This is a genomic window from Exiguobacterium sp. S3, assembly GCF_018617295.1.
Taxonomy (GTDB): Bacteria; Bacillota; Bacilli; order Exiguobacteriales; family Exiguobacteriaceae; genus Exiguobacterium; species Exiguobacterium profundum.
The window spans coordinates 707,397-733,160 of record NZ_JACSJW010000001.1 but is presented as its reverse complement, the minus strand read 5'-3'; the positions used below and the strand labels follow the sequence as shown (position 1 = coordinate 733,160).

Here is a 25,764-nt window from a genome sequence, read left to right as displayed (position 1 = left end):
AGGTTAGTTCAATAATTGTAACACGCCTTGCGGCAATGCGTTCGACTGGGCAATCATCGCCATGCCGGACTGGTTCAAAATGTTTAGACGTGCGAAGTCCATCATTTCACGGGCCATGTCGGCATCACGGATTCGTGACTCAGACGCCGTTAAGTTTTCTGAGCCGATGGCGACGACGCTGACGTTCGCTTCTAAGCGATTTTGGATGGCTCCGAGTTTTGAACGTTCGAGTGACACTTTGTTGATGGCTGCATCGAATTTCGAAATGGCATCACCCGCATCCTCAGGTGTCAACACACTCAATGCATAATACGTTTCAGTGGGTGTCGTCGAATCGTTGTCATGGTCGACGGCAGTAAGTTCTCCGCCACCGGGTGTCGTCATCGTGATATTGAGTGCATGCGCCCGCATATCTTCCACATTTAAGATGACGGCTTCGTTGTTACCTGCACCGATTTGGAAGAATAACGTATTATTGCCTTGCATGTATTCGCCATTCATAATTTTCTTTGAGTTGAATTCCGTCGTTTCGGCAATTCGTGTCACTTCGGCAGTCAACGCGTTAATTTCTTCCTGGACAGCTTTGGCGTCGTCCTCACTGAGCGTTCCATTTGCTGATTGAACCGATAATTCACGCATCCGTTGGAGAAGGGCGTGTGTTTCGTTCATCCCGCCTTCGAGTGTCTGCGTGAGTGAGATACTGTCGAGCGTGTTGCGTTCTGCCATCGAGAGCGAGTCGAGGCGCATCCGCATTTTCTCTGAGATGGCGAGTCCTGCCGCATCATCAGATGCCTTGTTGATGCGAATCCCACTTGAGAGGCGATCCATCGTTTTTTTCATTGACGCTTGATTCAGGGAAAGAGATGTATACGCTTTTAATGCTTGGACGTTATTCGTAATTTTCATAACGGTTTCCTCCAGTCGTGACAGGTTGGGTCTTGGCACGCTCCATTGCTTCACCCCATGTTTGATCGAGGTCACTTGCGAGCGTATGTAGTTCGGCGATTTTTTCCTTATCCTGGTCGATGATAGCTTCGACGCTTGCGTTTGCCATATATAGATAAATTTCATCCAGTTGAGCCGCGATAATCCCGCCGCCGTCATGGAGTCCTTGGTGAAGTTTGACTAAAAGTTCACGGGCTTGGCGAAGATGACGGTTTCGTTCGGCAATCGTCGAATCTTGCGCATGTTTATAGTGATAGACGAGTGCGTGAAGCATCGCCTGAGTCAGCTCTTCCGGCCTCATTTCATATAATTGGGTTGAATTCATCTTTGTTCTCCTTTGATCGAATCAAGTTCCTCTATCAACAACAACACTTCTGCCATCACATCATAAAGTTGGGGTGGGATGGCGTCTCCTAGGTCAAGGTCGAGCAAATGGCCAAGCAAGGAATGGTCGTTCTCGACCGCTACTCCTCGGGCACGTGCTTCCTGTAAAATCTTTTCAGCGACGGCTCCGGTCCCGCGGGCGACGATGACGGGCGCTTTATCCGTCGTTTCATCATAGCGGACGACCGCGGCCGTCTTACGTTTCGTCAAATCCATGCGTTGGTACATCGGGACCTCCTAAATTCTAAAGTCATATCCTGTCGTCGGTGCTATCGTAGGCTCTTCGATGACACGATCAGCTTTCGTGAGCGGTTTGAACTGGGTCGTCACACTCTTATATCCAATTGTCTCGAGCGTTTGTTCGATTTTCTCGAGAAGGGGACGAGCGAGTCGCTCGACCGTCGAATCGTCGTGCTCGAGTGTGAGTCGGAGGTTTCGATCTTTCGCTTCGAGTTTGACACCAATTTCTCCAAGACGTGGCGTCTCTAAACGAATGTAGAGGACACTGTTCTCCCAGTCGACAACGTCCCCGGCCTCCCGGTTTTGGATATGAACATGGATTCCGGTGTCGATCTCTTGCACTTTTGCCGGTAGGGCGAACAAGAGTTGATGGAGCTGACCGCCATCAAGGCGGTTGAGCGTCTGTTGGACTTGGAAGAACGAGGCGAGGCGTTGCGCCTCGGGGTTCGTCGTATCTTCACGTACCGATAAAGCTGATGTCGGCGTATTGGACATCGCTTGGGCGAGCTGTGCCTGTGTCTGCACACGTTGCGCTACTTCCTGGATGTGTCGTCCAGATAATGTCGAATCGAGCTTGAGTGGCGCGACGGTCGGCATCTCACCGGCACGTGTCGCCCCGTGTGGGATATATTCGATGCGTGTCTGATTCGGCGCATAGCGGAAATCATTCAGTGCCGCTCGGACCTCTTTGACGAGTGTCGCACTCTCTTGTGGTTTCGTCGCAAGCAACGACAACGCGACGTCGAGTTTGGCCGTCATGGCGACCAATTGCTTCTCTTGAGTCACGTCGGTATGAAGCAAGGCGTCCGTCTTTTGGACGAGTTGTGTCAGACGGGTCGAGACGGTCTCGAGGGCAGGGCGTGCCGCATGCGGGTTCGTCTCGATCAACGCAGCAACTTGTCCGAGTTGTTTCGTCACGGTCGCCTGCTCGTTTCGGAATGTGTTCGTGACGGTCGCTAGATGTGACGTCACTTCCTTCACCATCACTTGCTTCCCGTTGATTGGAGGAAGCGGCATCGCTTGGCGCGATTCAGATTCAATCGGACGCGATGATATCGGTGTCGTCGGCGTGAGGTCACGGATGACCCGGTCAATCGTTTCCGGTGTCGGCGTGACGCGTTCACTCACGGGACGTGACAGATTGACGAGTTCGACATACCGCTCTTTTTGTGGGTAAGGAGCGTTCGGCGCCGGCGGTGTGATCTGTTGTTTCGCTTCGTTCAAAGAGAGGACGGCGATTTCCCGAGCCATCTCACGAGGAACGGTCGGAGTGTCGAGCGTCTTCAAATGTAGGATGACGTCCCGCATGTCCCCTTTGAACGCCGTCTCGAGAAGGCGTACCGTGTCTTCGTTCATCGGCAAGCGTCCGGATTGTAGCAGACGGCTGACCGCGCTTCGTACTTCAGGTGGAAGGGAAGCGAGGAGCGTCTGAATCTTGGCATCAAGCTTTGACGACGCGGACGCAGGTGGTGCGGATTCAAGTGTCTCTTCCTTTGGAGGAACGACGGTCGCCATCAAGACGCCGTCCTGTTCGGCGAGCGTCACTTGGAACGGGTTCGTTTTCGGAAGCCCGTCTTTAAATGTGACCTCGACTTCTTCACCGTTGATCTTGACAATCGCGGAGTCGGGTCCTGTTTGTTTGACGAGTTCGGCCTTGTACGTCCGGTTCGTCTGGATGCCTGGTAAGACCGAACTGACGGCGGTCGCTTGGGCTTGAATTTGCATGTTTGTCACCTCGACCATAATATCGACCTCTTTTTAAAAAAATGAAGCGATACAATAGAAAAAAACCTTCCGTCTTTTCGACGGAAGGCGTGTCAGGACTCGAGCACGGGGCTCGCGTTCAATTGTTGGAACCGGGCGACAAGTTCACCTGTCGCTTTGAGCTGGTTCCGGAGGACGTACGGTGTTGCGTTCGTTTGGATTTGATGTCCATCAGTCGTGAGGACAAGCCCGTTCGGCTCACCCTCAATGTTCAGTATGTCTCGAATATGGGACCAGGCATACCATTCACAATCGTCTCGTTTTGGAGACTTCGTCGGGAAGAAGACGAGTCCAGTTGTCGGTTCAATCACGACAGGGACTTTCCCTTTTACGCCGGCGACGCGTTTGGCGATGAAGATTCTTTCCTCGATCGAGCTGTTGTACTGGCGGCAAGAAAGTTGCAACAACTGGTACGGCCGGAGCGGGGTTGAAATCTCGGTGCCATCCTCGAGAATGATCCGTGACTGCTTCATGATGTCAAAGCAAGGGAGAATCGCCACGGTTCGCTTTGTGATGCGATATTTTTCCTCAGAATAGTAGGAGCGCATACGCTGCACCATCCTCCTCGTATTAGATTTTCAGGATCGGCTAAAGACAAACGGCACAAACCTAAATCATCCCTTCAATGATATATCACAAAAAATGTAAATTCAACAAGACAATATGAAAAGTAGGGAAATATAATTCCAATGAAAGCCAAATGACGAAACGTTTACAAATATTTGAGAAAGTATTTGTCACGCTTACAAGAAGGTGGTAAGATTAGCCGTAGAGGACAATCCTCTGTATTCTCCAATGGTGAAAGGAATGGATTTACACATGGTAGGTAAAGTAAAATGGTTTAACTCAGAAAAAGGTTTTGGATTCATCGAAGTTGAAGGCGGCAAAGACGTGTTCGTACACTTCTCAGCAATCCAATCTGAAGGCTACAAATCACTTGACGAAGGTCAAGATGTAGAGTTTGAAATCGTTGATGGCGAGCGTGGCCCACAAGCGGCTAACGTTGTAAAATTATAATTTCAAACCACGAAGCCGGCTCCCTTTGGAGTCGGCTTTTATTTTTTCTACATAATAAAAAAAGGCGTTTAAAAATGAATGGAATGGGTATTTTCTTTCTATACCTTTCGCTCGTTCTAGGAAATGTTGAATTCGGAACAAAATTGTCATTATTTTCTGATGATAACGTTTTCAATCGCGGCGTTTTCGGGGTATAATATGAGTGAGCCACCTGGTTCCCCTTTCTTTTTTAAGAAATGAAGCAGGAGATTCCGTCTCGTTCGACGAATCATTGGTTCAAGCGGTTATTTCTAAGGAGGAGTTCAGATGATTTATAACATTCGCGGCGAAAACATTGAGGTCACACCAGCAATCAAAGACTATGTCGAGAAAAAGCTGGAGAAGTTGACTCGGTATTTCACAACTCCTACGGATGCACAGACGGCTTACGTCAACTTGAAAGTGTATAACGAGAAACAAAAAGTGGAAGTGACGATCCCGATGCCGAACTTGTTGCTCCGTGCTGAGGACATCAACCTCGACATGTATGCGGCAATCGACCTCGTCGTCGATAAATTGGAACGTCAAATCCGTAAACACAAAACGAAACTCAACCGTAAAGGACGCGGGAAAGAAGGTGGCGTCGGCGAGTACTTCAAGTCTTTAGAAGGACCTGATGATACACCGGCCGTCTACGATGAGGACGAGGCAGAACTCGAACTCGTGCGGACGAAACGCTTCACGTTGAAACCGATGGACACGGAAGAGGCGATTCTTCAAATGGATATGCTCGGTCACAGCTTCTTCGTCTTCTCAGACGCAGAAACGGGCAACACGAACGTCGTCTACCGTCGTAAAGATGGGAAGTACGGCTTGATCGAACCTGAATAATAAACCTGACACTACACGACCTCCCGGCTTCGGGGGGTCGTTTCCTTTTGCCTTTCCTTGAAAGGTGGCACCACTTCGGTTAAACTGTACATTAGGGAAAAAACATGCATTTTTTAGTGAGTGCAGAGGAGATATGAGTATGGCGAACTTTTTGAAAGAGTTATTTGCTCCACAGAAACGAATGTTGAAAAAAGCAGAGAAAGCGGCCGACTTGATCGAGTCGTTCGCCGAACCAATCAAAGCATTGTCCGACGAACAGCTTCAGGCGAAGACGGAAGAGTTCCGGGAACGTCTGGCAAAAGGCGAGACACTTGACGACCTCTTGCCGGAGGCGTTCGCGGTCTGTCGTGAGGCATCGGAGCGTGTGCTCGGGATGCGTCATTACCGTGTCCAGCTCATCGGGGGCTATGTGCTCCATAACGGCGACATCGCCGAAATGAAAACCGGTGAAGGGAAGACGCTCGTCGCGACACTTCCTGTCTACTTGAACGCGCTTACTGGCCGTGGCGTACACGTCGTAACGGTCAACGAATATTTGGCGAAACGAGATAAAGAACTCATGGAGCCGCTCTACTTCGCACTCGGTCTTTCAGTCGGCCTCAACGTGTCGAACATGGACCGTGTCGAGAAACAAGCGGCCTATAATTGTGATATCACGTACTCGACGAACAACGAGCTCGGATTCGACTACCTCCGTGACAACATGGTCCTTTATAAGGAAGACCGTGTTCAACGTGAGCTCTACTACACGATTGTCGATGAAGTCGACTCGATCCTCGTCGATGAGGCGCGTACTCCGCTCATCATCTCGGGATCGGCTCAAAAATCGACCGAACTCTACACACGCGCGGATGCGTTCGTCCGTACGTTGAAAGAGGAAGACGATTACACGGTCGACGTGAAGACGAAGTCGGTCCTCTTGACGGACCAAGGGGTCGACCTCGCCGAGAAGTTCTTCGGCATCGACAACCTGTTCGCAATCGAACACGTCGCCGTCAACCACCACGTCGGACTCGCCCTTCGTGCGAACGCGGTCATGCATCACGATATCGACTATATGGTACGTGAGGGGCAAGTCATGATCATCGACCAATTCACGGGTCGTGTCATGGACGGACGCCGCTACTCGGAAGGTCTTCACCAGGCGATCGAGGCGAAAGAAGGCGTCGAGATTCAACGCGAATCGATGACGCTCGCGACGATCACGTATCAGAACTACTTCCGGATGTACGAGAAGCTTGCCGGGATGACCGGTACGGCGAAGACAGAGGAAGAAGAGTTCCGTAACATCTACAACATGCAGGTCGTGACGATCCCGACGAACAAACCGATCCTTCGCGATGACAAGGCAGACCTCATCTTCAAATCGATGGAAGGCAAGTTCAAAGCCGTCGTCGAGGAGATTTCGGCAGTCCACGCGACGGGCCAACCAATCCTCGTCGGTACGGTCGCCGTCGAGACGTCTGAATACTTGAGCAAGCTTTTGACGAAGAAGAAGATTCGTCACGATGTCTTAAACGCGAAGAACCACGCGCGTGAGGCGGAAATCATCGAGAACGCCGGTCAAAAAGGTTCCGTCACGATTGCGACGAACATGGCCGGTCGTGGTACCGACATCAAGCTCGGAGAAGGTGTCATCGACCTCGGTGGTCTTTACATCATCGGGACAGAGCGTCACGAATCACGCCGAATCGATAACCAGCTACGTGGTCGTGCGGGCCGTCAAGGGGACCCGGGTAAATCCCAGTTCTACTTGTCACTCGAAGATGAGCTCATGCGTCGCTTCGGAACGGATAGCCTCCAAAGCATGATGGAGCGTCTCGGGATGGATGACACGCAACCGATTGAGAGCCGCATGGTCTCGAAAGCGGTCGAGTCAGCGCAAAAACGTGTCGAAGGAAACAACTACGATGCGCGGAAGCAGCTTCTCGGTTACGACAACGTCATGGCCGACCAACGGAAGGTCATGTATAAGGACCGTTCGAGCATCCTCGAGAACGAGTCGGTCACGGATATCGTTCGTTCGATGATGGCGCAGACGGTCGAACTCGGTGTCGGCCAATACACGCCGATCGAACTCGTACCGGAAGAATGGAACATCGACGAGCTCGCGCACTGGACCAACCAGACGCTCGCGCTCGAGAAGACGGTCGAAGGCAAAGACTTCTACGGCAAAGAGCGTGAAGAAATCATCGAGCTTCTCATGGAGCGCGTGAACGAGCAGTACGAGGCGAAACGTGAACTCGCGCCACCGGAACGCTTCAATGAGTTCGAGAAGATCATCGTGCTCCGTGCCGTCGACTCGCACTGGATGTCCCATATCGACCATATGGACCAGTTGCGTCAAGGGATTCATCTCCGCGCCTACGGACAGAACGATCCGCTTCGTGAGTACCAAGCGGAAGGGATCAACATGTTCGACGCGATGAATGCGGCAATCGCAGAAGAAGTGACAGGCTTCGTCCTTCGTGCCGAAGTCGGGGACAACCTCCGACGCGAGAAAGTCGTCGAAGAGGAAGTTGCCGTCTCTGGCAAGAGCGATGCACCGGTCAAGAAGAAACCGGTCCGTCGTTCGAAAGAAGACAGCATCGGCCGGAACGACCCGTGCTGGTGCGGTTCTGGTAAGAAGTTCAAGAACTGTCACGGTAGACAACAGGCTTAATTATTGAAGAGGCGGGTCCGCTCGCCTCTTTCCTACGGAAAGGTGAATCACACTATGGAAATTTCAGATATTCGGAACGAACTAGAGGCGATGGCGAAACGCCTCGAGAATTACAGAGCGTCTCTCAACTTGACAGAGAAGGAAGCACGTATCGCCGAGCTCGAGAACGAGATGACGTATCCTGACTTCTGGGACAACCAGGAGAAGGCTCAAAAAGTCATCGACGAGTCAAACGGTCTCAAAGCGATGGTCGACAAGTATCAAGACCTCGCGAACCAACATGAGGACGGCGAAGTGACGCTCGAACTCATCAAGGAAGAACCGGACGCCGAGATGCAAGAAGAGCTTGGGGAATCGATTCAAGCGCTCAAGAAGGAGTTTGATGACTTCGAACTCGAGATCCTCTTGAACGGACCATATGATGCGAACAACGCCATCCTTGAATTGCACCCAGGTGCGGGCGGTACCGAGTCACAGGACTGGGCATCGATGCTCCTTCGGATGTATCAACGTTTCGCTGACAAACAAGGCTGGAAAGTCGAGACGGTCGATTACCTCCCGGGTGAAGAGGCGGGCGTCAAGTCGGTCACGCTCCGCATCGTCGGTCATAACGCATACGGCTACTTGAAGGCGGAGAAAGGGATTCACCGCTTGGTCCGCATCTCGCCATTCGACTCGTCAGGTCGTCGTCATACGTCGTTCGTGTCATGTGACGTCATGCCGGAATTCGATGACGACATCGAGATCGAAGTACGGACAGAAGACCTCCGTATCGACACGTACCGTGCATCAGGTGCCGGCGGTCAGCACATCAACACGACGGACTCTGCCGTCCGGATCACGCACGTGCCGACGGGCGTCGTCGTTTCGTGTCAGACCGAGCGCTCACAGATCAAGAACCGTGAGTCGGCGATGAAGATGTTGAAAGCGAAATTGTACCAACGCGAACTCGACGAGCAGCAACGAAAACTCGACGAGATCCGTGGGGAGAAGACGGACATCGGTTGGGGTAGCCAAATCCGTTCGTATGTCTTCCACCCGTATTCGATGGTCAAAGACCACCGGACGAACTATGAAGTCGGGAACACGAGTGGCGTCATGGACGGCGACGTCATGCCGTTCATCGATGCCTACCTTCGTAAAACAAATATGTGATGCATGTGGCTCAAAGACACCTGTCTTTGGGCCATGTTGTGTGTAAAGGAGACTTTCTTTAATGAAGCAAATCGTCAAAGACTATCTGTATTTGTTGACCGGCTCAGTGTTCGTCGCCTCGGCCTTCAGCTTATTTCTGTTGCCGAACAATCTGGCATCAGGCGGGGTGAGCGGGATCTCGGTCATCACCTATGAACTGTTCGGCATCTCGCCGGGGGCGTTCCAGCTCGTGGCGAACGTGTTACTTCTGATTATCGGGTGGGCCATCCTCGGACTCGGTTTCGGTGTGAAGTCGCTCGTCGGCTCCATCTTTTTACCGGGTGTCATTCTTTTCTATGAGGCGATCGATGCCGGTGCGGCCGTGGACGATACGCTCCTCGCGGCCATTTTCGGTGGTGTCGGTGTCGGTGTCGGACTCGGACTCATCTTCCGTGGACGCGCCTCGACAGGGGGGATGGACTTGATCGCTCAGATTTTACATAAGTTCACGCACATCCCGCTCTATCTCTGTATCGCCATCCTCGATGGCATGGTCGTCTTGACCGCGGCCTTGACATTCTCGTTCACGACCGGACTCTATGCACTCATCGCATTATTCATCACGGTCAAGATGATCGACTTCGTCCAGCTCGGGTTCACACAGGACAAGATGGCTTACGTCATCTCGGAGAAGCGAGACTTCATCGTCCGAGCCGTCTTCGAGGAGCTTGACCGTGGTGCGACAGAGATCCAAGCAATCGGAGCATACTCTCGTCTTGACCGTCCGATGCTCATGATTGTTGTCCGTCAGAGCGAAGTGAGTCGATTGAAGGAAATCATCCGTCGGATTGACCCGGAGGCATTCCTTGTCTTCAGTGAGGCACATGAGGTGCTAGGACAAGGGTTTACGTCCGATAAGCGTTACATCAACGTACCGTAATTTGTGGAATCTTTGTGTACTTTTCGTGAGATTAGGTTAGAAAGCATACGTTAACGGCTATAATGGTAAATGTAGGTCATTTCTACAACTTAGGAGGGGAACGTGATTATGAAAAAATGGATGATGGCCATCGGCCTCGGCGCCATGCTGACACTCGGCGCATGTGGCGGCGGTGAAGAAGAGGATACATCGAGCAACGGGGATTCGGGCTCGAACACGGCATCGGTTGACGCGGAAGCGGTATACGCACAAAACTGTGCGGCATGTCACGGTGCGAACCTTGAAGGAATGAGTGGTCCGTCACTCGAGCAAGTCGGTGCTCGTCTGTCGGCAGAAGAGATTGAAAACGTCATTCGAAACGGTCAAGGCGCGATGCCTGCGAACGTCATTGAAAAAGACGAAGAAATCACAGCGGTCGCTGCTTGGCTCGCTGAGAAAAAATAAGATTCGACAGCATGAGGTGGAACACACCTCATGCTTTTTTGTTTTGGGTGTTAGGGCTTGGGGAAATATTGTTAAGGTAACGTGAGACATAGTGGAAATGGAGTGATGACAATTGAAGACGAAACTGATTGACTGGCCGACCTTTATCGGCTCGTTTGTATTACTGTTAGGGGTGACGTTACCGCTCATCTTCTTCCCAGAGACCGGTAAAGCGTGGGTCGGTGCGGCGAACGAATACATGACCTCTAACTTCGGCATGTTGTACTTAGCAATGGGCTTAGGTGCGTTCGGATTTTTGATTTTCATTGCCTTCAGTAAGAATGGTCATATCAAATTAGGTCGTGAAGATGAAGAACCCGAATTTAGTACATTCTCTTGGGCGGCGATGTTATTTGCTGCCGGCATCGGGTCCAGCATCCTCTATTGGTCCGTCATCGAATGGGTCTATTACTATGAAGGTCCGCCGTTCGGGCTGACACCGGAGTCACCGGAAGCGATTCAATGGTCGACAGCATATGGCATGTTCCACTGGGGACCAATCGCTTGGGCAATCTATACGTTACCGGCACTGCCGATCGCTTATTTCTTTTACGTCCGTAAGAAATCCGTCTTAAAGGTAAGTGAAGCGGTACGTCCCGTTATCGGAAAATGGGCAGATGGACCCCTCGGTAAATTGATTGATATCTTATTTATCTTTGGATTATTAGGTGGTGCCGGGACGACGCTCGCCCTCGGTACCCCGATGATTGCCGAAGGGGTCAACGAACTGACAGGGATTCCCGTCACGCTCGGGATGCAGGCCGTCATCATGTTGATTTGTACGGTCATCTTCGCCATCAGTTCTTACATTGGACTGAAGGGTGGCATCAAAGTACTCAGTGACTTGAACATCTGGCTCGCCCTTGGGATTTTGACGTTCGTGCTTATCTTTGGTCCGACTCGATTCATTATGGAGACGACGTTCAATGGAGTCGGAATCGTCATGGATAACTTTTTCCGGATGGCAACGTGGATGGAACCGTTCGGTGACTTCGGTGGCTTCACATCGACCGGGTTCCCGGAATCGTGGACGGTGTTCTATTGGGCATGGTGGCTTGTCTATGCACCATTCGTCGGATTGTTCGTCGCCCGTATCTCACGCGGTCGTACGATTCGGAATATGATCTTTGGGACGATGGTGTACGGAACGCTCGGATGCATCTTGTTCTTTGGGATTCTCGGAAACTACGGGCTCTACCTTCATCTAAGTGGGACGTTCGATGTTGTCGGGTACATGGCGGCGAATGGCCCGGCACCTACAATCATCGCCATCATCGGCCAATTGCCTTTCGGGAAAGTCGTCATCGGCGTCTTTACGCTTCTTGCCATTATCTTTTTGGCGACAACGTTCGATTCATCATCATACATCTTGGCATCGGTCACGCAAAAACATGTCGAGGATGAGCCGATTGTCTGGAACCGTCTCTTTTGGGCGTTCGCGCTTGCTATCATGCCGCTCACGCTCATGTTCCTCGGCGGACTAGAGACGCTCCAGACAGCGAGTATCGTCGGTGGATTCCCGCTTATCTTCATCATGTTCCTTCTTGCTTGGTCATTCGTCCGCGTATCGAGTCGGGATATCCGGGCTTCCGATGACTATGAATCCTCAACGATTCATATCAAGTATCGGAAACGGAAAAAGTCGCCGTTTGATGCATTGAAAGAAAAACCACACGATTAAATGTGGCGTATTGGTGAAGGGTGTTCCTTAGGGAGCACCCTTTTGAAGTGCGGTTTCAATATTCTCTTGGGGAATAAGAAAGCGAGTTTCTTCGCGACATTTTCACATCGAACTCAATCGAACTGAAACAATCCTGTAATGGTGTTTTAAAAGTCGGATTGATATAATTGTAGTCGCTTCAACATATGCCCTAGATGATTTTTTGACCAGGCTAACATAAAAAAGCGACACCTTGACAGAGGGAGCCGTTTCCTGTAAAAAAGACTCTAGGCGAAATATACAGTAACTAAAATAATTGATTCAAATTCGTCATAGATGCTTAAAAATAATTTAAAAAGGGTAGGGAATACGTTATGATCTCGATGCAAAAAGTCAGTAAAGTATATCCGAACGGCGTCGTCGCCATGGATGACCTCGATCTAGAGATTCGCGACGGCGAGTTCCTTTATGTCGTCGGGCCTTCCGGTGCCGGAAAGTCGACGTTCATGAAGATGATTTATCGTGAGGAGAAGCCGACAGCCGGTCAATTGTTGATTGACGGACTCGATGTCGGGAAAATTAAAGACCGACACGTACCGAAGCTACGCCGTCAACTCGGCGTTATCTTCCAAGACTTCAAATTGTTGCCGTCACTTACGGTATATGAGAACGTAGCGTTCGCATTAGAAGTTGTAGGAGCGGACACGTCTTCGATTCGGAAACAAGTCATGGATGTGTTGAACCTTGTCGGATTGAAGAACAAGGCGCGCAACTATCCCGACGAACTATCAGGTGGAGAACAACAACGTGTCTCGATTGCTCGCGCAATCGTCAATAAGCCAAAATTGATTATCGCCGATGAGCCGACAGGAAACTTAGACCCGGAAACAGCATGGGGTATCATGGAAGTGTTTGAAGAGATTCACCGCCGCGGAGCGACAATCGTCATGGCGACACACAACCGTGACATCGTCGATAAGATTCGTCACCGCGTCATCGCGATTGAGAACGGGAAAGTCGTGCGCGATGAAGAGAAAGGAGCATATGGCTATGATATTTAAGACTGGATTGCGCCATTTGCGTGAAGGGTTCAAAGGAACACTTCGGAATGGATGGATGTCGTTCGCGGCCATTAGTGCCGTGACCATTACGTTGCTACTTGTCGGTGTATTCGCACTCGTCATGTTCAACATCAATGAAATTTCAGATAACGTCGAAAATGATGTCGAGATTCAAGTGTTCATCACTCGTACAGCGGATGAGAACTCGGTTGAGAAACTCGGGGAGAACATTGAACAGGTGCCGGGTGTCTCGACGGTCACGTTCAGTTCAAAAGAAGATGAGCTAGCGAAGTTCCAAGACCAGCTCGGCGATGATGCGGCTGCATACGGAACGGTCGAAAAAGACAACCCGCTCCACGCCCGCTATATCGTCAAAGCACAAGACCCGACAGAACTAGAGGAAGTGGCCAAATCGGTCGGTTCACTCGATAATGTGGACGATGTGAAATACGGAAAAGACTACATCGATAAAATGTTTGCTTTCTTCAACGGGATTCGCATCGGTGGACTCGCGTTGATTGTCGGTTTGACATTGATGGCGATGTTCTTGATCTCAAATACGATTAAAATGACAATCTTCTCGCGTCGCCGTGAGATTGAAATCATGCGACTCGTCGGAGCGAAAAACAGCTTTATCCGCTGGCCGTTCTTTATCGAAGGATTGCTCCTTGGAATGCTTGGGGCTCTCGTCCCGATTCTTGTCATTTATTTCGGATATGACGTTGCATATAGTGCTTTACAACCATCGCTTGATCAATTGAATAGTGATATATTTAAGTTGATTGATCCATCGACGCTAACAGTCCAAGTATCGCTTGTTTTACTTGCACTCGGTGCGTTCATCGGAATCTGGGGATCGACGACATCGCTCGGTCGTTTCTTGAAAATCTAACTTAAATAAGGAGGAGTTGGCGGATGAAACGTTCGCTTGCGCTAGGGTTGTGTGTATCGTTACTTGCCATGCCGGTCATGGCGACAGAGAAAGACACGTTGAAAGCTCGACAAGATCGACTGTCCAATGAGTTGGAGGAGTCGAAAAAAGCGCAGGCCGAGACGGATGCCGAACTCGAGATCACCGAGGCAGAGCGTGATGCCGTGAAGACGGAAATACACGTCGTCGACGACCGGTTGAATGAATTGAGCGAACAAATCGCCATTCAGCAGCATGAGGTCGATACAGCCCGGGCAGAACTCGAGTCGACCCGCCAACAACTTTCCGTTCAGGAAGAATACTTGGAAAGCCAGAAGGAACTCGTGAACGAGCGCCTTCGCGTTTTGCAAGTACATGAAGACACTTCCTATTTACAAGTCATTTTTGAGTCCCGTTCCTTCGGCGACTTCGTGACACGGGCTATGACGGCCCGCACGATCGCTGAACAGGACCGGGAGCTCATACATAATTATATGAGTGAGATGGAACGTTTGGAGTCGCTCGAGTCGACACAACGTACCCAGCTCTCTTTCATCAAGCAAAAAGAGCGCGAGCTCGTCATCACCAAGCAAGACCTTGACCGGACGGCCGAGAAGAAACGTGACCTGTTGGTTGAACTGAACGAACAAGTAGAGCAGCTCGAGCTCGAAAAGATGACGCGCAGTGAAGAGCAGGCGGTCATGGCTGAACAGAACCGCATCATCAGTGAACAACTAGAGGCGATTGCGACTGCCGAACGAGAAGCCGCAGAGGCAGCGGAACGTGCCAAACATGAAGCTGAGGCGCGTGCCGCTGAAGAGCGAGCACAAGCAGAAGCGGAAGCCCGTGAGTCGGAGGTCGAGGAGGCACCAGAAGTGACCGCACCAACCGAAACACCGACGAATGTGTCCACGTCCACGGGATTCGTTCGTCCTGTGTCCGGTTATGTGTCTAGTCCGTTCGGTCCACGAGACAACCCGTTGACAGGTGTGCCGGAGATTCACAAGGGCATTGACCTCGTCAATGCGTCTGGAACACCAATCGTGTCAAGCGCACCAGGTGTCGTCATCAAGGCGGCACCGGCGACCGGATATGGAAATGTCGTCTTCGTTTCGCATGTCATCAACGGTGAGATTTGGACGACCGTCTATGCCCATTTAAATGCGATCACAGTCGGAGCCGGTCAACAAGTGGCGGCGGGACAGACGGTCGGAACGCTTGGCAATACCGGCTGGTCGACGGGACCCCATCTTCATTTTGAGTTACACCGAGGGAAATGGGCACCGGGACAGCCGAACGCAATTGACCCGGCCCCGTATATTGGATACTGACAGAAGCGGACGCGTCCCAAATATGTGGAACGCGTCCGCTTTTCCTCTAGTTTTTGCTATACTAATGAAAAGACTTACAAAGAGAAATGAGGGACCAACCCGTGAAAAATTCAACCGCAGGACTACTCGCTGGCACAACGTTCGTGGCTGGGGCCGGTGCAGGCCTTGCGACGATGGCGTTTACAGACACATCGCTTCCCATTCAAACGAATGCGGAAGGCTGGGATAAAGTCGACCAAGTACGTGATTTGATTGAAGAACATTCGTTACAGGACATCTCAGAAGACGATTTATTGACCGGTGCGCTCGACGGGATGACCGCAGCGCTGAACGACCCGTATTCGGATTTCTTGGATGCGGAAGAAACGTCACAATTTACGGACTCGATTGAATCGAGTTTTGAAGGAATCGGCGCGACTTTGGAGAAGAAAGGAGAGGACATCTTAATTGTCGCTCCGATCAAAGGCGCTCCGGCCGAAGAGGCGGGACTTCGTCCTGGTGACATCATCACAGCGGTCGACGGGGAGTCGATTGAAGGGATGGATGTACAGGAGGCCGTCCAATTGATTCGAGGAGAAAAAGGGACGACCGTCACATTGACGATTCGCCGTGGCAGTCAGACGGCGGACTACGAGATCATACGTGACACGATTCCAATCGAGACGGTCTTCTCTGAAGTGAAAGAGAAAGACGGTAAAAAGATTGGGTATCTCCAAGTCACCCAATTCTCAGAACCGACGGCTGATGAATTCCTCGAACAACTCGAGCAACTCGAGTCAGAAGAAATCGATAGCTTGATCATCGATGTTCGTGGAAATCCGGGAGGTCTCTTGCCTGCCGTCATCGAGATGTCGGAAGGGTTCGTCCCGACATCAAAACCGGTCGTCCAAATCGAGAATGCGGACGGTGACCGTGATGCACAAAACGGTCGCGCTCGTGAAGCGAAACCGTATGAACTGTTTGTCTTGACGGATGAGGGTTCTGCCTCGGCATCTGAGATTTTGACTGGTGCGATGAAAGAAGGAGCAGGCGCGACCATCATCGGGACGAAGACGTTCGGAAAAGGTGTCGTCCAGACGGCGTTCGACTTAGAGGACGGCAGTAACTTGAAATTGACGACGAGCAAGTGGCTCACACCGGACGGAAATTGGATTAACAAGAAGGGCATCGAGCCGGACATTGAAGTGGAGCAACCTGACTTCTTCAACGTGACCCGTGTCCTGACAGAAGAAGAGTCGCTCCAAGTCGGAGATTACGGTGACGCCGTCTCGAACTTGCATAAAATTTTAACTGGAATCGGCTATGAGCCAGGCGGTCAGCCGGGATATTACGGGGACACGATGGCGAACGCCGTGAAAGCATTCCAGACAGACAATGGTCTCGAGGCTTCTGGAACTGTCGATGAAGAGACAGCCTCTTCACTCGAAGCGAAGTTGCTCGAAGCGATTCAAGATGAGGCGAATGACGCCCAATTGAATCGTGCGCTTGAAGAAGCCGCAAAATAACGTTGTATGAAAGAAAGGGTTGGACCGCGTGGAAGTTGTACGAATGGGTGTTACGGCTTTATTGACGTTGTTAGGTAGTCCGCTGTTTTGGGTGACACTCGTCGCCCTTACATACATATCGCTGACACGGGTCAAGCGAGAACGGGCCATGTTCCGTTCGAGACGTCGCTCACCGAAGTCGGAATGGAGACATTTCATCTGGCCGAGTCTTCTGTTAGCGGTCCTCTCATCGGCCGTGACGATTTTACTCGAGACGACCATCACGTTTGAGTGGGCCGTCTCGTTCACGATTCTCTATACGCTCGTCGTCTTGACGATGCATCCGCGATTCTTTAATCCGGTGCTGCCTCTTCTCGTGTTGTTCGGGGTCGTCTTGTTACGCGATGTTGTCGCATATGGGGCGCTTCGTGATTGGGTAGCAGCACTCGCTCAGGTCGATTGGACGGTCTATGCGCTCACATTCGGCCTCGTCACCCTTGCGGAAGCGATTCTCTTGCGTTGGAACGGACCAAAAGAGACATCCCCGACCTTGATCTTGTCGAAACGGGGGCAGTTTATCGGAGGGCATGTCGTCAAACGGATTTGGTTTTTCCCGCTCGTCGTCTTCGTGCCACCGATGTTCGGTCTCGACTGGCCGATGGTGCCCATCATTCTTCCGATTCCCATCGGGGTCAGTTTATTGTCGACCGGCGCCTTACCAGGAACGCTTCTCGCACGATTGAGCAATTATCGTGCCGTACTCGCTTTGATCGCTCTCGGTTTATTCGCCCTCTCATATGCGTTTAAGATTCCATATGTCGACTATGTAGTATTGACGCTATTCGTCCTCTATGAGCTCGGCTTACAATGGATCAAACGCGAGAATCGGGGAACGACACCCGTTTTCATCAATGGAAACCGTGGGGCGGTCATCGTCGACACGTTACCGAACTCACCTGGGGAGACGATGCAGCTCATCCCGGGTGAATCGATCTATAAAGTCAACGGGACGGTCATCACAGGAGGGCATAGTTTTTATGAGGCGCTCCAGCAACATAAGCCGTACATCAAACTGGAAGTATTGAATCTGAACGGGGATATCCGATTCGTTCAACGAGCGATGTATGAGACCGATCCACATGAGCTCGGAATTTTGTTCGTCGGGGAACCGACGAGCCCGAGAGTTCGCTTACGTAAACTGTAAGAGTATCCGTCATGGGTACTCTTTTTTGCATACAAAAAGGGCACCCGTGAGGATGCCCGTTCGTCTTATACATCAAGTTTTGAAGGCTTGAATGCCATTGTGGCTTCGACAGCGTGTTGCCATCCTTTGTAGAGGGCTTCGCGATGAGACTCATCCATGTTTGGATCGAACTTCTTGTCGAGTTTCCACTGTTCTTTGACTTCGGCTTGGTCTTTCCAGAATCCAACGGCGAGACCTGCCAAGTAGGCGGCACCGAGTGCAGTCGTTTCACTCACTTCAGGACGCTCGACCGGGACGTTGAGAATGTCCGATTGGAACTGCATGAGGAAGTTGTTACTGACGGCCCCACCGTCGACGCGAAGCGTCTTCAAGTTGATGCCTGAGTCACTCTCCATCGACGTGAGGACGTCACGTGTCTGGTAAGCGAGTGACTCGATTGTCGCCCGGACCATCTGTTCTTTCTCTGTCCCACGTGTGAGACCGAAGATGGCACCACGGACGTCAGAGTTCCAATACGGTGCACCGAGACCGACGAAGGCAGGAACGACGTAGACACCGTCAGTTGATTCGATCCGTGTCGCATACTGTTCCGAGTCTTTCGCTGATTTCAACATCCGCAATCCGTCACGGAGCCACTGGATCGCCGAACCGGCGACGAAGATCGAACCTTCGAGCGCGTATTCTACTTTCCCGTTATAGCCCCAAGCGATTGTCGTCAAGAGACCATGATCAGATTTGACGGCTTCTTCTCCCGTGTTCATGAGCATGAAACAACCTGTTCCATACGTGTTTTTCGCCTCACCTTTTTCGAAGCAAGTTTGTCCGAACAAGGCGGCCTGTTGGTCACCTGCAGCTCCGGCAATCGGGACTTCGAATCCGAAGAAGTGGTATGGAATCGTGTTCGCATAGACTTCACTTGACGGTTTGACTTCAGGAAGCATTGATTTAGGCACTGTCAAGATGTCGAGTAACTCGTCATCCCACTTCTGTTCGTAGATGTTGTACATGAGTGTACGTGATGCGTTCGAGTAATCGGTTACGTGTGCTTTTCCACCAGAGAGTTTCCAGATGAGCCACGTGTCGATTGTCCCGAAGAGGAGTTCGCCGTTCTCAGCTTTTTCACGTGCACCCTCGACGTTGTCAAGAATCCATTTGACTTTCGTTCCTGAGAAGTAGGCATCGATGAGGAGACCTGTTTTGTCGCGGACCATATCGGAATGACCGGCTGCTTTCAGCTCTTCACAGATGTCGGCGGTTTGACGGGATTGCCAGACGACGGCGTTATAGACAGGGCGTCCTGTTTCCTTTTCCCAAACGACAGCTGTTTCACGTTGGTTCGTGATCCCGATTCCGGCAATCTCATTCGGGTCGATATCAGCAGAACCGAACGCTTCCGCCATAACGGCGAGGACAGAGCCCCAAATCTCATTGGCATTGTGCTCGACCCAGCCTGGTTTTGGGAAGTATTGTTTGAATTCGCGCTGTGCGACTGTGACAATTTTTCCATCATGATCAAAGATGATTGCCCGTGAACTTGTCGTTCCTTGGTCCAATGCTAAAATATAACGTTTTTCTTTCGCCATATGTGATTTCCTCCTTCAAAATTATGTGTTAAGGGACGAGAATACCGTAGATGAGTGCGGCAATAATCGCACCGATAATCGGACCGACGACCGGGATCCATGAATAACCCCAATCCGAAGATCCTTTTCCTTTAATTGGAAGGAATGCGTGTGCGATACGTGGCCCAAGGTCACGTGCCGGGTTGATCGCATATCCCGTCGTACCACCGAGCGAAAGACCAATCGATACAATCAAGAAACCAACGATGAGTGGATTGAGTCCGTCTGCGAATGTGTTTGCCCCGAATGACAACAATGCAAAGACAAGGACGAATGTTCCGATAATCTCACCAATCAAGTTGTACGGCGTGCTTCGAATACCTGGAGCTGTCGAGAACGTCGCCAGTTTTAAACCAGGATCGTCTGTCGCATCATAGTGCGGCTTGTAGTGGACATAAACCAAACATGCCCCGATGATGGCTCCAATAAACTGAGCGAGGATATAAAGTGGGACATCAGCCCATGGGAATTCGCCTGCTGTCGCGAGACCAATCGTGACGGCAGGGTTGATGTGGGCGCCTCCGTAAATTCCGGCTGCGTAGACCCCGACCATAACGGCAAGACCCCAACCCATTGTGATGACAATCCAGCCAGAGTTTTCCGCTTTGGAATGGCGGAGGACGACGCCGGCGACGACACCGTTACCGAGCAGAATCAATAGCATCGTACCAATAATTTCACTGACAAATGCTGACATGTGATACTCCCCTTTCTCCCTTATGCAATTTGACTTACCACTTCATTATATGCCCAAAATGTAAGCGTTTTAAAACAGTGTTATTAAAAAATCCTACTTTTTTCCTACAAATGTTCACATTTACAGCTGTAAACTTCACAAAAGAGTTAAGAAGCAGAGCGAAACGTTCACGAAGTGGATGTTTTTTTCGGATATTTCAAGCATTCCAATTTACTAGGGACATAGTCCAATCTGAAAAGTGTAATGCTTTATGCCACAAAAGTGATTCTGTTGAAATCTTGATGTGATGATTTGGATGGAACAAGATGTTTCTTTTGAGACAGTAAAGGAAAAAGAAATGAACAATGGATTGAATGAAAAAAGAAATAAAATGAATTAACCTACAAGCTAATAAGCGAATATTTGTTCGTGTCTATGGTATAATCAAGACACTTATGAAATGAGAAGGTGAGGAGTATCTTATGGAATCGATTCCGTTTGCATTACAATCTGAATTTCAACCAGGAGGCGACCAGCCTGAAGCGATTCGACAGCTTGTCGAAGGTGTAAATCGAGGTGACCGGTATCAGACGCTCCTCGGTGCAACGGGTACGGGTAAAACGTTTACCGTCTCGAACGTCATTCAAGAAGTAAAGAAGCCGACACTCGTCCTCGCCCATAACAAGACGCTCGCCGGTCAGCTCTACTCGGAGTTCAAAGAGTTCTTCCCGAACAACGCGGTCGAGTACTTCGTCAGTTACTATGACTACTATCAACCGGAAGCGTACGTGCCGTCGACGGATACGTTCATTGAGAAGGATGCTTCAATTAATGATGAAATCGATAAGCTGCGTCACTCAGCGACGTCGGCTCTCTTTGAGCGCGATGACGTCATCATCGTCGCATCTGTCTCCTGTATTTATGGTCTCGGTAACCCTGAAGAATATCGGAGCCTCGTCTTGAGCCTTCGCGTCGGGAAAGAGATGGGACGTGACGAGATGTTACGTAAACTCATCGACATTCAATATGAACGAAACGATATCGATTTCCAGCGTGGACGTTTCCGTGTCCGCGGGGACGTCGTCGAGATCTTCCCAGCATCGCGTGACGAACACTGCATGCGCATCGAGTTCTTCGGAGACGAGATCGACCGTATCCGTGAGATGGATCCGTTGACGGGTGAAATCATCGCAGACCGTGATCACGTCGCCATCTTCCCGGCATCCCACTTCGTCACACGCGACGAAAAATTGCAAAAGGCAATCGTCAACATCGAAGCGGAACTTGAGGAACAACTTGAGAAGTTCCGCGAAGAAGGGAAGCTCTTAGAAGCGCAACGACTCGAGCAACGAACGCATTACGATTTGGAAATGATGCGTGAGATGGGGTATTGTTCAGGAATCGAGAACTATTCGCGACACTTGAACTTGATGCCTGAAGGTTCAACCCCGTACACGTTAATCGATTACTTCCCGGAAGATTTTTTACTCGTCGCCGATGAGTCGCACGTGACGCTCCCGCAAGTACGCGGGATGTACAACGGGGATCAGGCACGGAAACAAGTGCTCGTCGACCACGGCTTCCGTCTCCCTTCGGCGAAGGATAACCGTCCGCTCAAGTTCGATGAGTTCGAGAAGAAAGTCTCACAAGCGATTTTCATCTCGGCGACACCAGGTCCGTACGAACTCGAACATACGCCGAACATGATTGAGCAGATCATCCGTCCGACCGGGTTACTTGATCCGACAATCGAGATTCATCCGATCAAAGGTCAGATTGACTACTTGATGGATCAGATTCGCGAACGCATCAAGCGCGACGAGCGCGTGCTCGTGACGACGCTCACGAAGAAGATGGCAGAGGACCTATCCGATTACTTACGCGAAGCGGGAATCAAGGTCAACTATATGCACTCCGAAATCAAGACGCTCGAGCGAATCGAAATCATTCGTGACCTTCGTCTCGGTAAATATGACGTGCTCGTCGGAATCAACTTGTTGCGGGAGGGTCTTGACATTCCAGAAGTCAGTCTCGTGACGATTCTCGATGCCGATAAGGAAGGATTCCTTCGTTCAGATCGTTCGCTCATCCAGACGATTGGACGAGCGGCGCGTAACGCGAACGGACATGTCATCTTGTTCGCGGACAAGATGACCGACTCGATGGCGCGTGCCATCGAAGAGACGGATCGTCGTCGGTCGATTCAACAGGCTTATAATGAAGAACATGGCATCACCCCGCAGACGATTCGAAAAGACGTCCGAGGGGTCATTCGGGCGACGGTCGAGGCGGAAGAGGAAGCACTCGAATCGCTCAGTACGATGAAGCCGGCCGAACGCGAGGCGGCGATTGCCAAGTTGGAAGAAGAAATGAAGCAAGCGGCACGCGATCTCCAGTTCGAACGCGCGGCCGAATTGCGTGACTTAATCTTGGAGTTGAAGGTAGGGAATTAAATGGCTGAAAAGAAAAATGCGATTGTCATCAAAGGGGCACGCGTCAACAATTTAAAAAATATTGACATCGATATCCCACGTGACCAGCTCGTCGTCTTGACGGGCTTGTCCGGCTCCGGGAAATCGTCACTTGCGTTCGATACGATTTATGCGGAAGGACAGCGTCGGTACGTCGAGAGCTTATCCGCCTATGCCCGTCAGTTCCTTGGACAGATGGATAAGCCAGACGTCGATACGATTGAAGGACTTAGCCCGGCCATCTCGATTGACCAGAAGACGACGAGTCGTAACCCGCGTTCGACGGTCGGGACGGTGACCGAGATTTATGATTACCTTCGTCTATTGTTTGCAAGAATCGGGAAACCGGTCTGTCCGAACCACGGCATCGAGATTTCGAGTCAAACGATTTCGCAGATGGTCGACCAGGTGATGGAGTTGCCGGAGCGGACACGACTCCAGATTTTGGCGCCAATCGTGTCGGGTCGGAAAGGGACGCACGTGAAAGTATTCGACTCGTTAAAGAAAGAGGGATTCGTCCGTGTCCGTGTCAATGGTGAAACGATTGAATTGACGGATGAGATTGAGCTCGATAAAAACAAGAAGCATTCGATTGAAGTCGTCGTCGACCGCCTCGTCGTCCGACCTGACGTCGAAGGGCGCCTCGCCGACTCACTCGAGACGGCATTACGTCTTGCGGACGGCCGTGTCATTATCGATAAGATGGATGGCACCGAGCTTCTCTTCAGTGAGCATCACGCCTGTCCGATCTGCGGGTTCTCCATCGGCGAACTCGAACCTCGGATGTTCTCATTCAACTCGCCATTCGGTGCATGTCCGACGTGTGATGGTCTTGGGACGAAACTAGACGTCGACCCAGAACTCGTCATCCCGGACCCATCGAAGACGTTGAAAGAGGGGGCGATTGCAGCATGGCAACCGACAAGTTCCCAGTACTATCCACAACTTTTGGCTGCGATGTGCCAGCATTTCAACATCGACATGGACGTGCCGTTCGAGCGCCTATCAAAACGTGATCAGGACCTCGTCTTGAACGGGTCTTCGGAGGAATCGTTCCTCTTCCGCTACGAGAACGACTTCGGTCAAGTGCGGACGAATACCATTTTCTTTGAAGGGGTGCTCCGTAACATCGAGCGCCGTTACCGGGAGACAACATCCGACTATATCCGTGAGCAGATGGAAATGTACATGGCGACACATGCGTGTCCGACATGTCACGGCTATCGCTTGAAAGAAGAGTCGCTCGCCGTCAAGATCACGGGTCAGCACGTCGGGCAAGTGACGGAGAAATCGGTCGTGAACGCACTCGCGTTCTTTGAAGGACTCAACGAGCAGTTGAGCGAGAAAGAGATCGCCATCGCCCGTCTCATCCTCCAAGAGATTCGGGAACGACTCAGTTTTTTGAATAACGTCGGTCTCGACTACTTGACTCTCTCTCGTGCCGCTGGAACACTCTCGGGTGGGGAGGCGCAGCGGATTCGTCTTGCGACACAAATTGGGTCTCGGCTCACGGGTGTCTTGTATGTCCTTGACGAACCATCCATCGGTCTTCATCAACGTGATAACGACCGGTTGATTTCGACCCTCAAACAGATGCGGGACATCGGCAACACGCTCATCGTCGTCGAGCATGACGAGGACACGATGATGGAAGCCGACTACTTGATCGATATCGGACCAGGCGCAGGAGAACATGGCGGACAGGTCATTGCGGCCGGGACGCCGAAACAACTGATGAAAAATAAAAACTCGCTCACCGGTCAATATCTTGCCGGGAAGAAGTTCATCCCACTTCCGGCTGAACGGAAGATGCCAGACGAACGTTTCTTAAAGATCGTCAAAGCAGAAGAGAACAACCTAAAAGACGTCGACGTGTCCATTCCACTCGGGATGTTCGTTGCCGTAACAGGGGTCTCGGGATCGGGTAAATCGACCCTCATCAACGAAATTCTCTACAAATCGCTCGCGCACAATATGAACCGGGCCAAAGCGAAGCCAGGCAAGCACAAGAAGATTGAAGGACTTGAGCATATCGATAAGGTCATCGATATCGACCAATCCCCGATTGGACGGACCCCTCGTTCGAACCCGGCCACGTATACGGGTGTCTTTGATGATATTCGTGACGTCTTCGCCTCGACGAATGAAGCGAAGATGCGCGGCTATAAGAAGGGACGTTTCAGTTTCAACGTTAAAGGCGGGCGCTGTGAAGCATGTCGTGGGGATGGGATCATCAAAATCGAGATGCACTTCCTTCCTGACGTCTACGTTCCGTGTGAGGTCTGTCACGGGAAACGCTATAATCGTGAAACGCTCGAAGTGAAGTACAAAGGAAAGACGATCGCAGACGTCCTTGATATGACGATTGAGGAAGGACTCGAATTCTTTGACAAGATTCCGAAAATCAAGCGGAAGATTCAAACGATTTATGACGTCGGTCTTGGCTATATGAAACTCGGTCAGCCGGCGACGGAACTTTCGGGTGGGGAAGCCCAGCGTGTCAAACTCGCTTCGGAACTTCATAAACGGTCGACCGGGAAAACGATTTATATTCTGGACGAACCGACGACCGGTCTTCACGTCGACGACATCGCGCGCTTGTTGAAAGTGTTGCAACGTCTTGTCGAGAACGGGGACACGGTGCTCGTCATCGAGCATAACCTCGATGTCATCAAGTCGGCCGATTATTTGATTGACCTCGGACCAGAGGGTGGAGATGGTGGCGGACTCATCGTCGCAACGGGGACACCAGAAGAAGTCGCGGAAGTGTCAGGGTCGTATACCGGTAAGTATTTGAAGCCGGTTCTCGAACGAGATGCAGCCCGAGTGAAACCGAAAGCAGGAAAAAAGAAATAAGTATAGAAATGGTGAGAAACGGGAAGGTAATTGACGTGCAACCAAATTGA

At 51.0% G+C, this 25,764-nt stretch carries 21 protein-coding genes; 14 read left to right on the top strand and 7 right to left on the bottom strand.

Annotated elements, in window-relative coordinates:
• Positions 1-3 precede the first annotated feature (3 nt).
• From KNO65_RS03785 to KNO65_RS03765, 5 genes are all read right to left on the bottom strand, one after another.
• On the bottom strand, positions 4-906 hold the full coding sequence (locus KNO65_RS03785; RefSeq protein WP_214781709.1) for a flagellin N-terminal helical domain-containing protein: 903 nt from the start codon (positions 904-906) through the stop codon (positions 4-6).
• Positions 890-1,270 (bottom strand): flagellar protein FliS, encoded by a 381-nt coding sequence (locus tag KNO65_RS03780; RefSeq protein WP_159562646.1) that lies wholly within the window; start codon positions 1,268-1,270, stop codon positions 890-892. The genes KNO65_RS03785 and KNO65_RS03780 overlap by 17 nt, the downstream gene beginning before the upstream one ends.
• Positions 1,267-1,557, bottom strand: a complete 291-nt coding sequence (locus KNO65_RS03775) for an EscU/YscU/HrcU family type III secretion system export apparatus switch protein (RefSeq protein WP_047795070.1) — start codon at positions 1,555-1,557, stop codon at positions 1,267-1,269. Before KNO65_RS03775 ends, KNO65_RS03780 begins: the two co-directional genes overlap by 4 nt.
• Before the next feature lie 9 nt (positions 1,558-1,566).
• Complete coding sequence (locus tag KNO65_RS03770) at positions 1,567-3,312, bottom strand: hypothetical protein (protein ID WP_214781707.1); 1,746 nt, start codon at positions 3,310-3,312, stop codon at positions 1,567-1,569.
• Positions 3,313-3,386: 74 nt separating this feature from the next.
• On the bottom strand, positions 3,387-3,893 hold the full coding sequence (locus KNO65_RS03765) for a competence protein ComK (RefSeq protein ID WP_235189275.1): 507 nt from the start codon (positions 3,891-3,893) through the stop codon (positions 3,387-3,389).
• A gap of 259 nt (positions 3,894-4,152) precedes the next feature.
• On the opposite strand from KNO65_RS03765, the gene cspD reads away from it, so the two are divergent.
• The 12 genes from cspD to KNO65_RS03705 all read left to right on the top strand — a co-directional run bounded on the left by cspD (position 4,153) and on the right by KNO65_RS03705 (position 18,089).
• A complete protein-coding gene (cspD, locus tag KNO65_RS03760; RefSeq protein ID WP_012726946.1) occupies positions 4,153-4,350 on the top strand; it encodes a cold-shock protein CspD in 198 nt (65 codons plus the stop codon).
• A gap of 306 nt (positions 4,351-4,656) precedes the next feature.
• Entirely contained in the window at positions 4,657-5,220 is a 564-nt protein-coding gene (hpf, locus tag KNO65_RS03755; RefSeq protein ID WP_012726945.1) for a ribosome hibernation-promoting factor, HPF/YfiA family, read from the top strand.
• A 139-nt stretch (positions 5,221-5,359) separates the two neighbouring features.
• Positions 5,360-7,882, top strand: coding sequence for a preprotein translocase subunit SecA (secA, locus tag KNO65_RS03750; RefSeq protein WP_214781705.1), 2,523 nt, complete (start codon positions 5,360-5,362; stop codon positions 7,880-7,882).
• Positions 7,883-7,936: 54 nt separating this feature from the next.
• The gene (gene prfB / locus KNO65_RS03745; protein WP_012726943.1) at positions 7,937-9,037 is read left to right on the top strand and encodes a peptide chain release factor 2; all 1,101 of its coding nucleotides are present in this window, start codon (positions 7,937-7,939) and stop codon (positions 9,035-9,037) included.
• 61 nt (positions 9,038-9,098) lie between these two features.
• Positions 9,099-9,956 (top strand): YitT family protein, encoded by an 858-nt coding sequence (locus KNO65_RS03740; RefSeq protein ID WP_012726942.1) that lies wholly within the window; start codon positions 9,099-9,101, stop codon positions 9,954-9,956.
• 108 nt (positions 9,957-10,064) lie between these two features.
• Positions 10,065-10,400 (top strand): cytochrome c551, encoded by a 336-nt coding sequence (cccB, locus tag KNO65_RS03735; RefSeq protein WP_031422851.1) that lies wholly within the window; start codon positions 10,065-10,067, stop codon positions 10,398-10,400.
• Positions 10,401-10,512: 112 nt separating this feature from the next.
• Positions 10,513-12,120, top strand: a complete 1,608-nt coding sequence (locus KNO65_RS03730) for a BCCT family transporter (RefSeq protein ID WP_159562643.1) — start codon at positions 10,513-10,515, stop codon at positions 12,118-12,120.
• A gap of 353 nt (positions 12,121-12,473) precedes the next feature.
• Complete coding sequence (ftsE, locus tag KNO65_RS03725) at positions 12,474-13,160, top strand: cell division ATP-binding protein FtsE (RefSeq protein ID WP_047795074.1); 687 nt, start codon at positions 12,474-12,476, stop codon at positions 13,158-13,160.
• Positions 13,150-14,052: a permease-like cell division protein FtsX gene (gene ftsX, locus KNO65_RS03720; RefSeq protein WP_031422854.1), complete on the top strand. Its 903-nt coding sequence runs from the start codon at positions 13,150-13,152 to the stop codon at positions 14,050-14,052. The genes ftsE and ftsX overlap by 11 nt, the downstream gene beginning before the upstream one ends.
• A gap of 23 nt (positions 14,053-14,075) precedes the next feature.
• A complete protein-coding gene (locus tag KNO65_RS03715; RefSeq protein WP_214781703.1) occupies positions 14,076-15,401 on the top strand; it encodes a murein hydrolase activator EnvC family protein in 1,326 nt (441 codons plus the stop codon).
• A gap of 101 nt (positions 15,402-15,502) precedes the next feature.
• Complete coding sequence (locus KNO65_RS03710; protein ID WP_214781701.1) at positions 15,503-16,906, top strand: S41 family peptidase; 1,404 nt, start codon at positions 15,503-15,505, stop codon at positions 16,904-16,906.
• Between the two features lie 28 nt (positions 16,907-16,934).
• Complete coding sequence (locus tag KNO65_RS03705; protein ID WP_264092769.1) at positions 16,935-18,089, top strand: PDZ domain-containing protein; 1,155 nt, start codon at positions 16,935-16,937, stop codon at positions 18,087-18,089.
• 65 nt (positions 18,090-18,154) lie between these two features.
• Here the strand turns inward: KNO65_RS03705 and glpK are convergent, their stop codons facing one another.
• The gene (gene glpK, locus KNO65_RS03700) at positions 18,155-19,672 is read right to left on the bottom strand and encodes a glycerol kinase GlpK (RefSeq protein WP_074036268.1); all 1,518 of its coding nucleotides are present in this window, start codon (positions 19,670-19,672) and stop codon (positions 18,155-18,157) included.
• A gap of 28 nt (positions 19,673-19,700) precedes the next feature.
• Positions 19,701-20,408: an MIP/aquaporin family protein gene (locus KNO65_RS03695; protein WP_047795079.1), complete on the bottom strand. Its 708-nt coding sequence runs from the start codon at positions 20,406-20,408 to the stop codon at positions 19,701-19,703.
• A 461-nt stretch (positions 20,409-20,869) separates the two neighbouring features.
• Between KNO65_RS03695 and uvrB the strand changes: the two genes are divergently transcribed.
• Together uvrB and uvrA are read left to right on the top strand one after the other, a co-directional pair.
• Complete coding sequence (uvrB, locus tag KNO65_RS03690) at positions 20,870-22,840, top strand: excinuclease ABC subunit UvrB (protein ID WP_047795080.1); 1,971 nt, start codon at positions 20,870-20,872, stop codon at positions 22,838-22,840.
• Positions 22,841-25,714, top strand: a complete 2,874-nt coding sequence (gene uvrA, locus KNO65_RS03685; RefSeq protein ID WP_047795081.1) for an excinuclease ABC subunit UvrA — start codon at positions 22,841-22,843, stop codon at positions 25,712-25,714.
• Positions 25,715-25,764 lie beyond the last annotated feature (50 nt).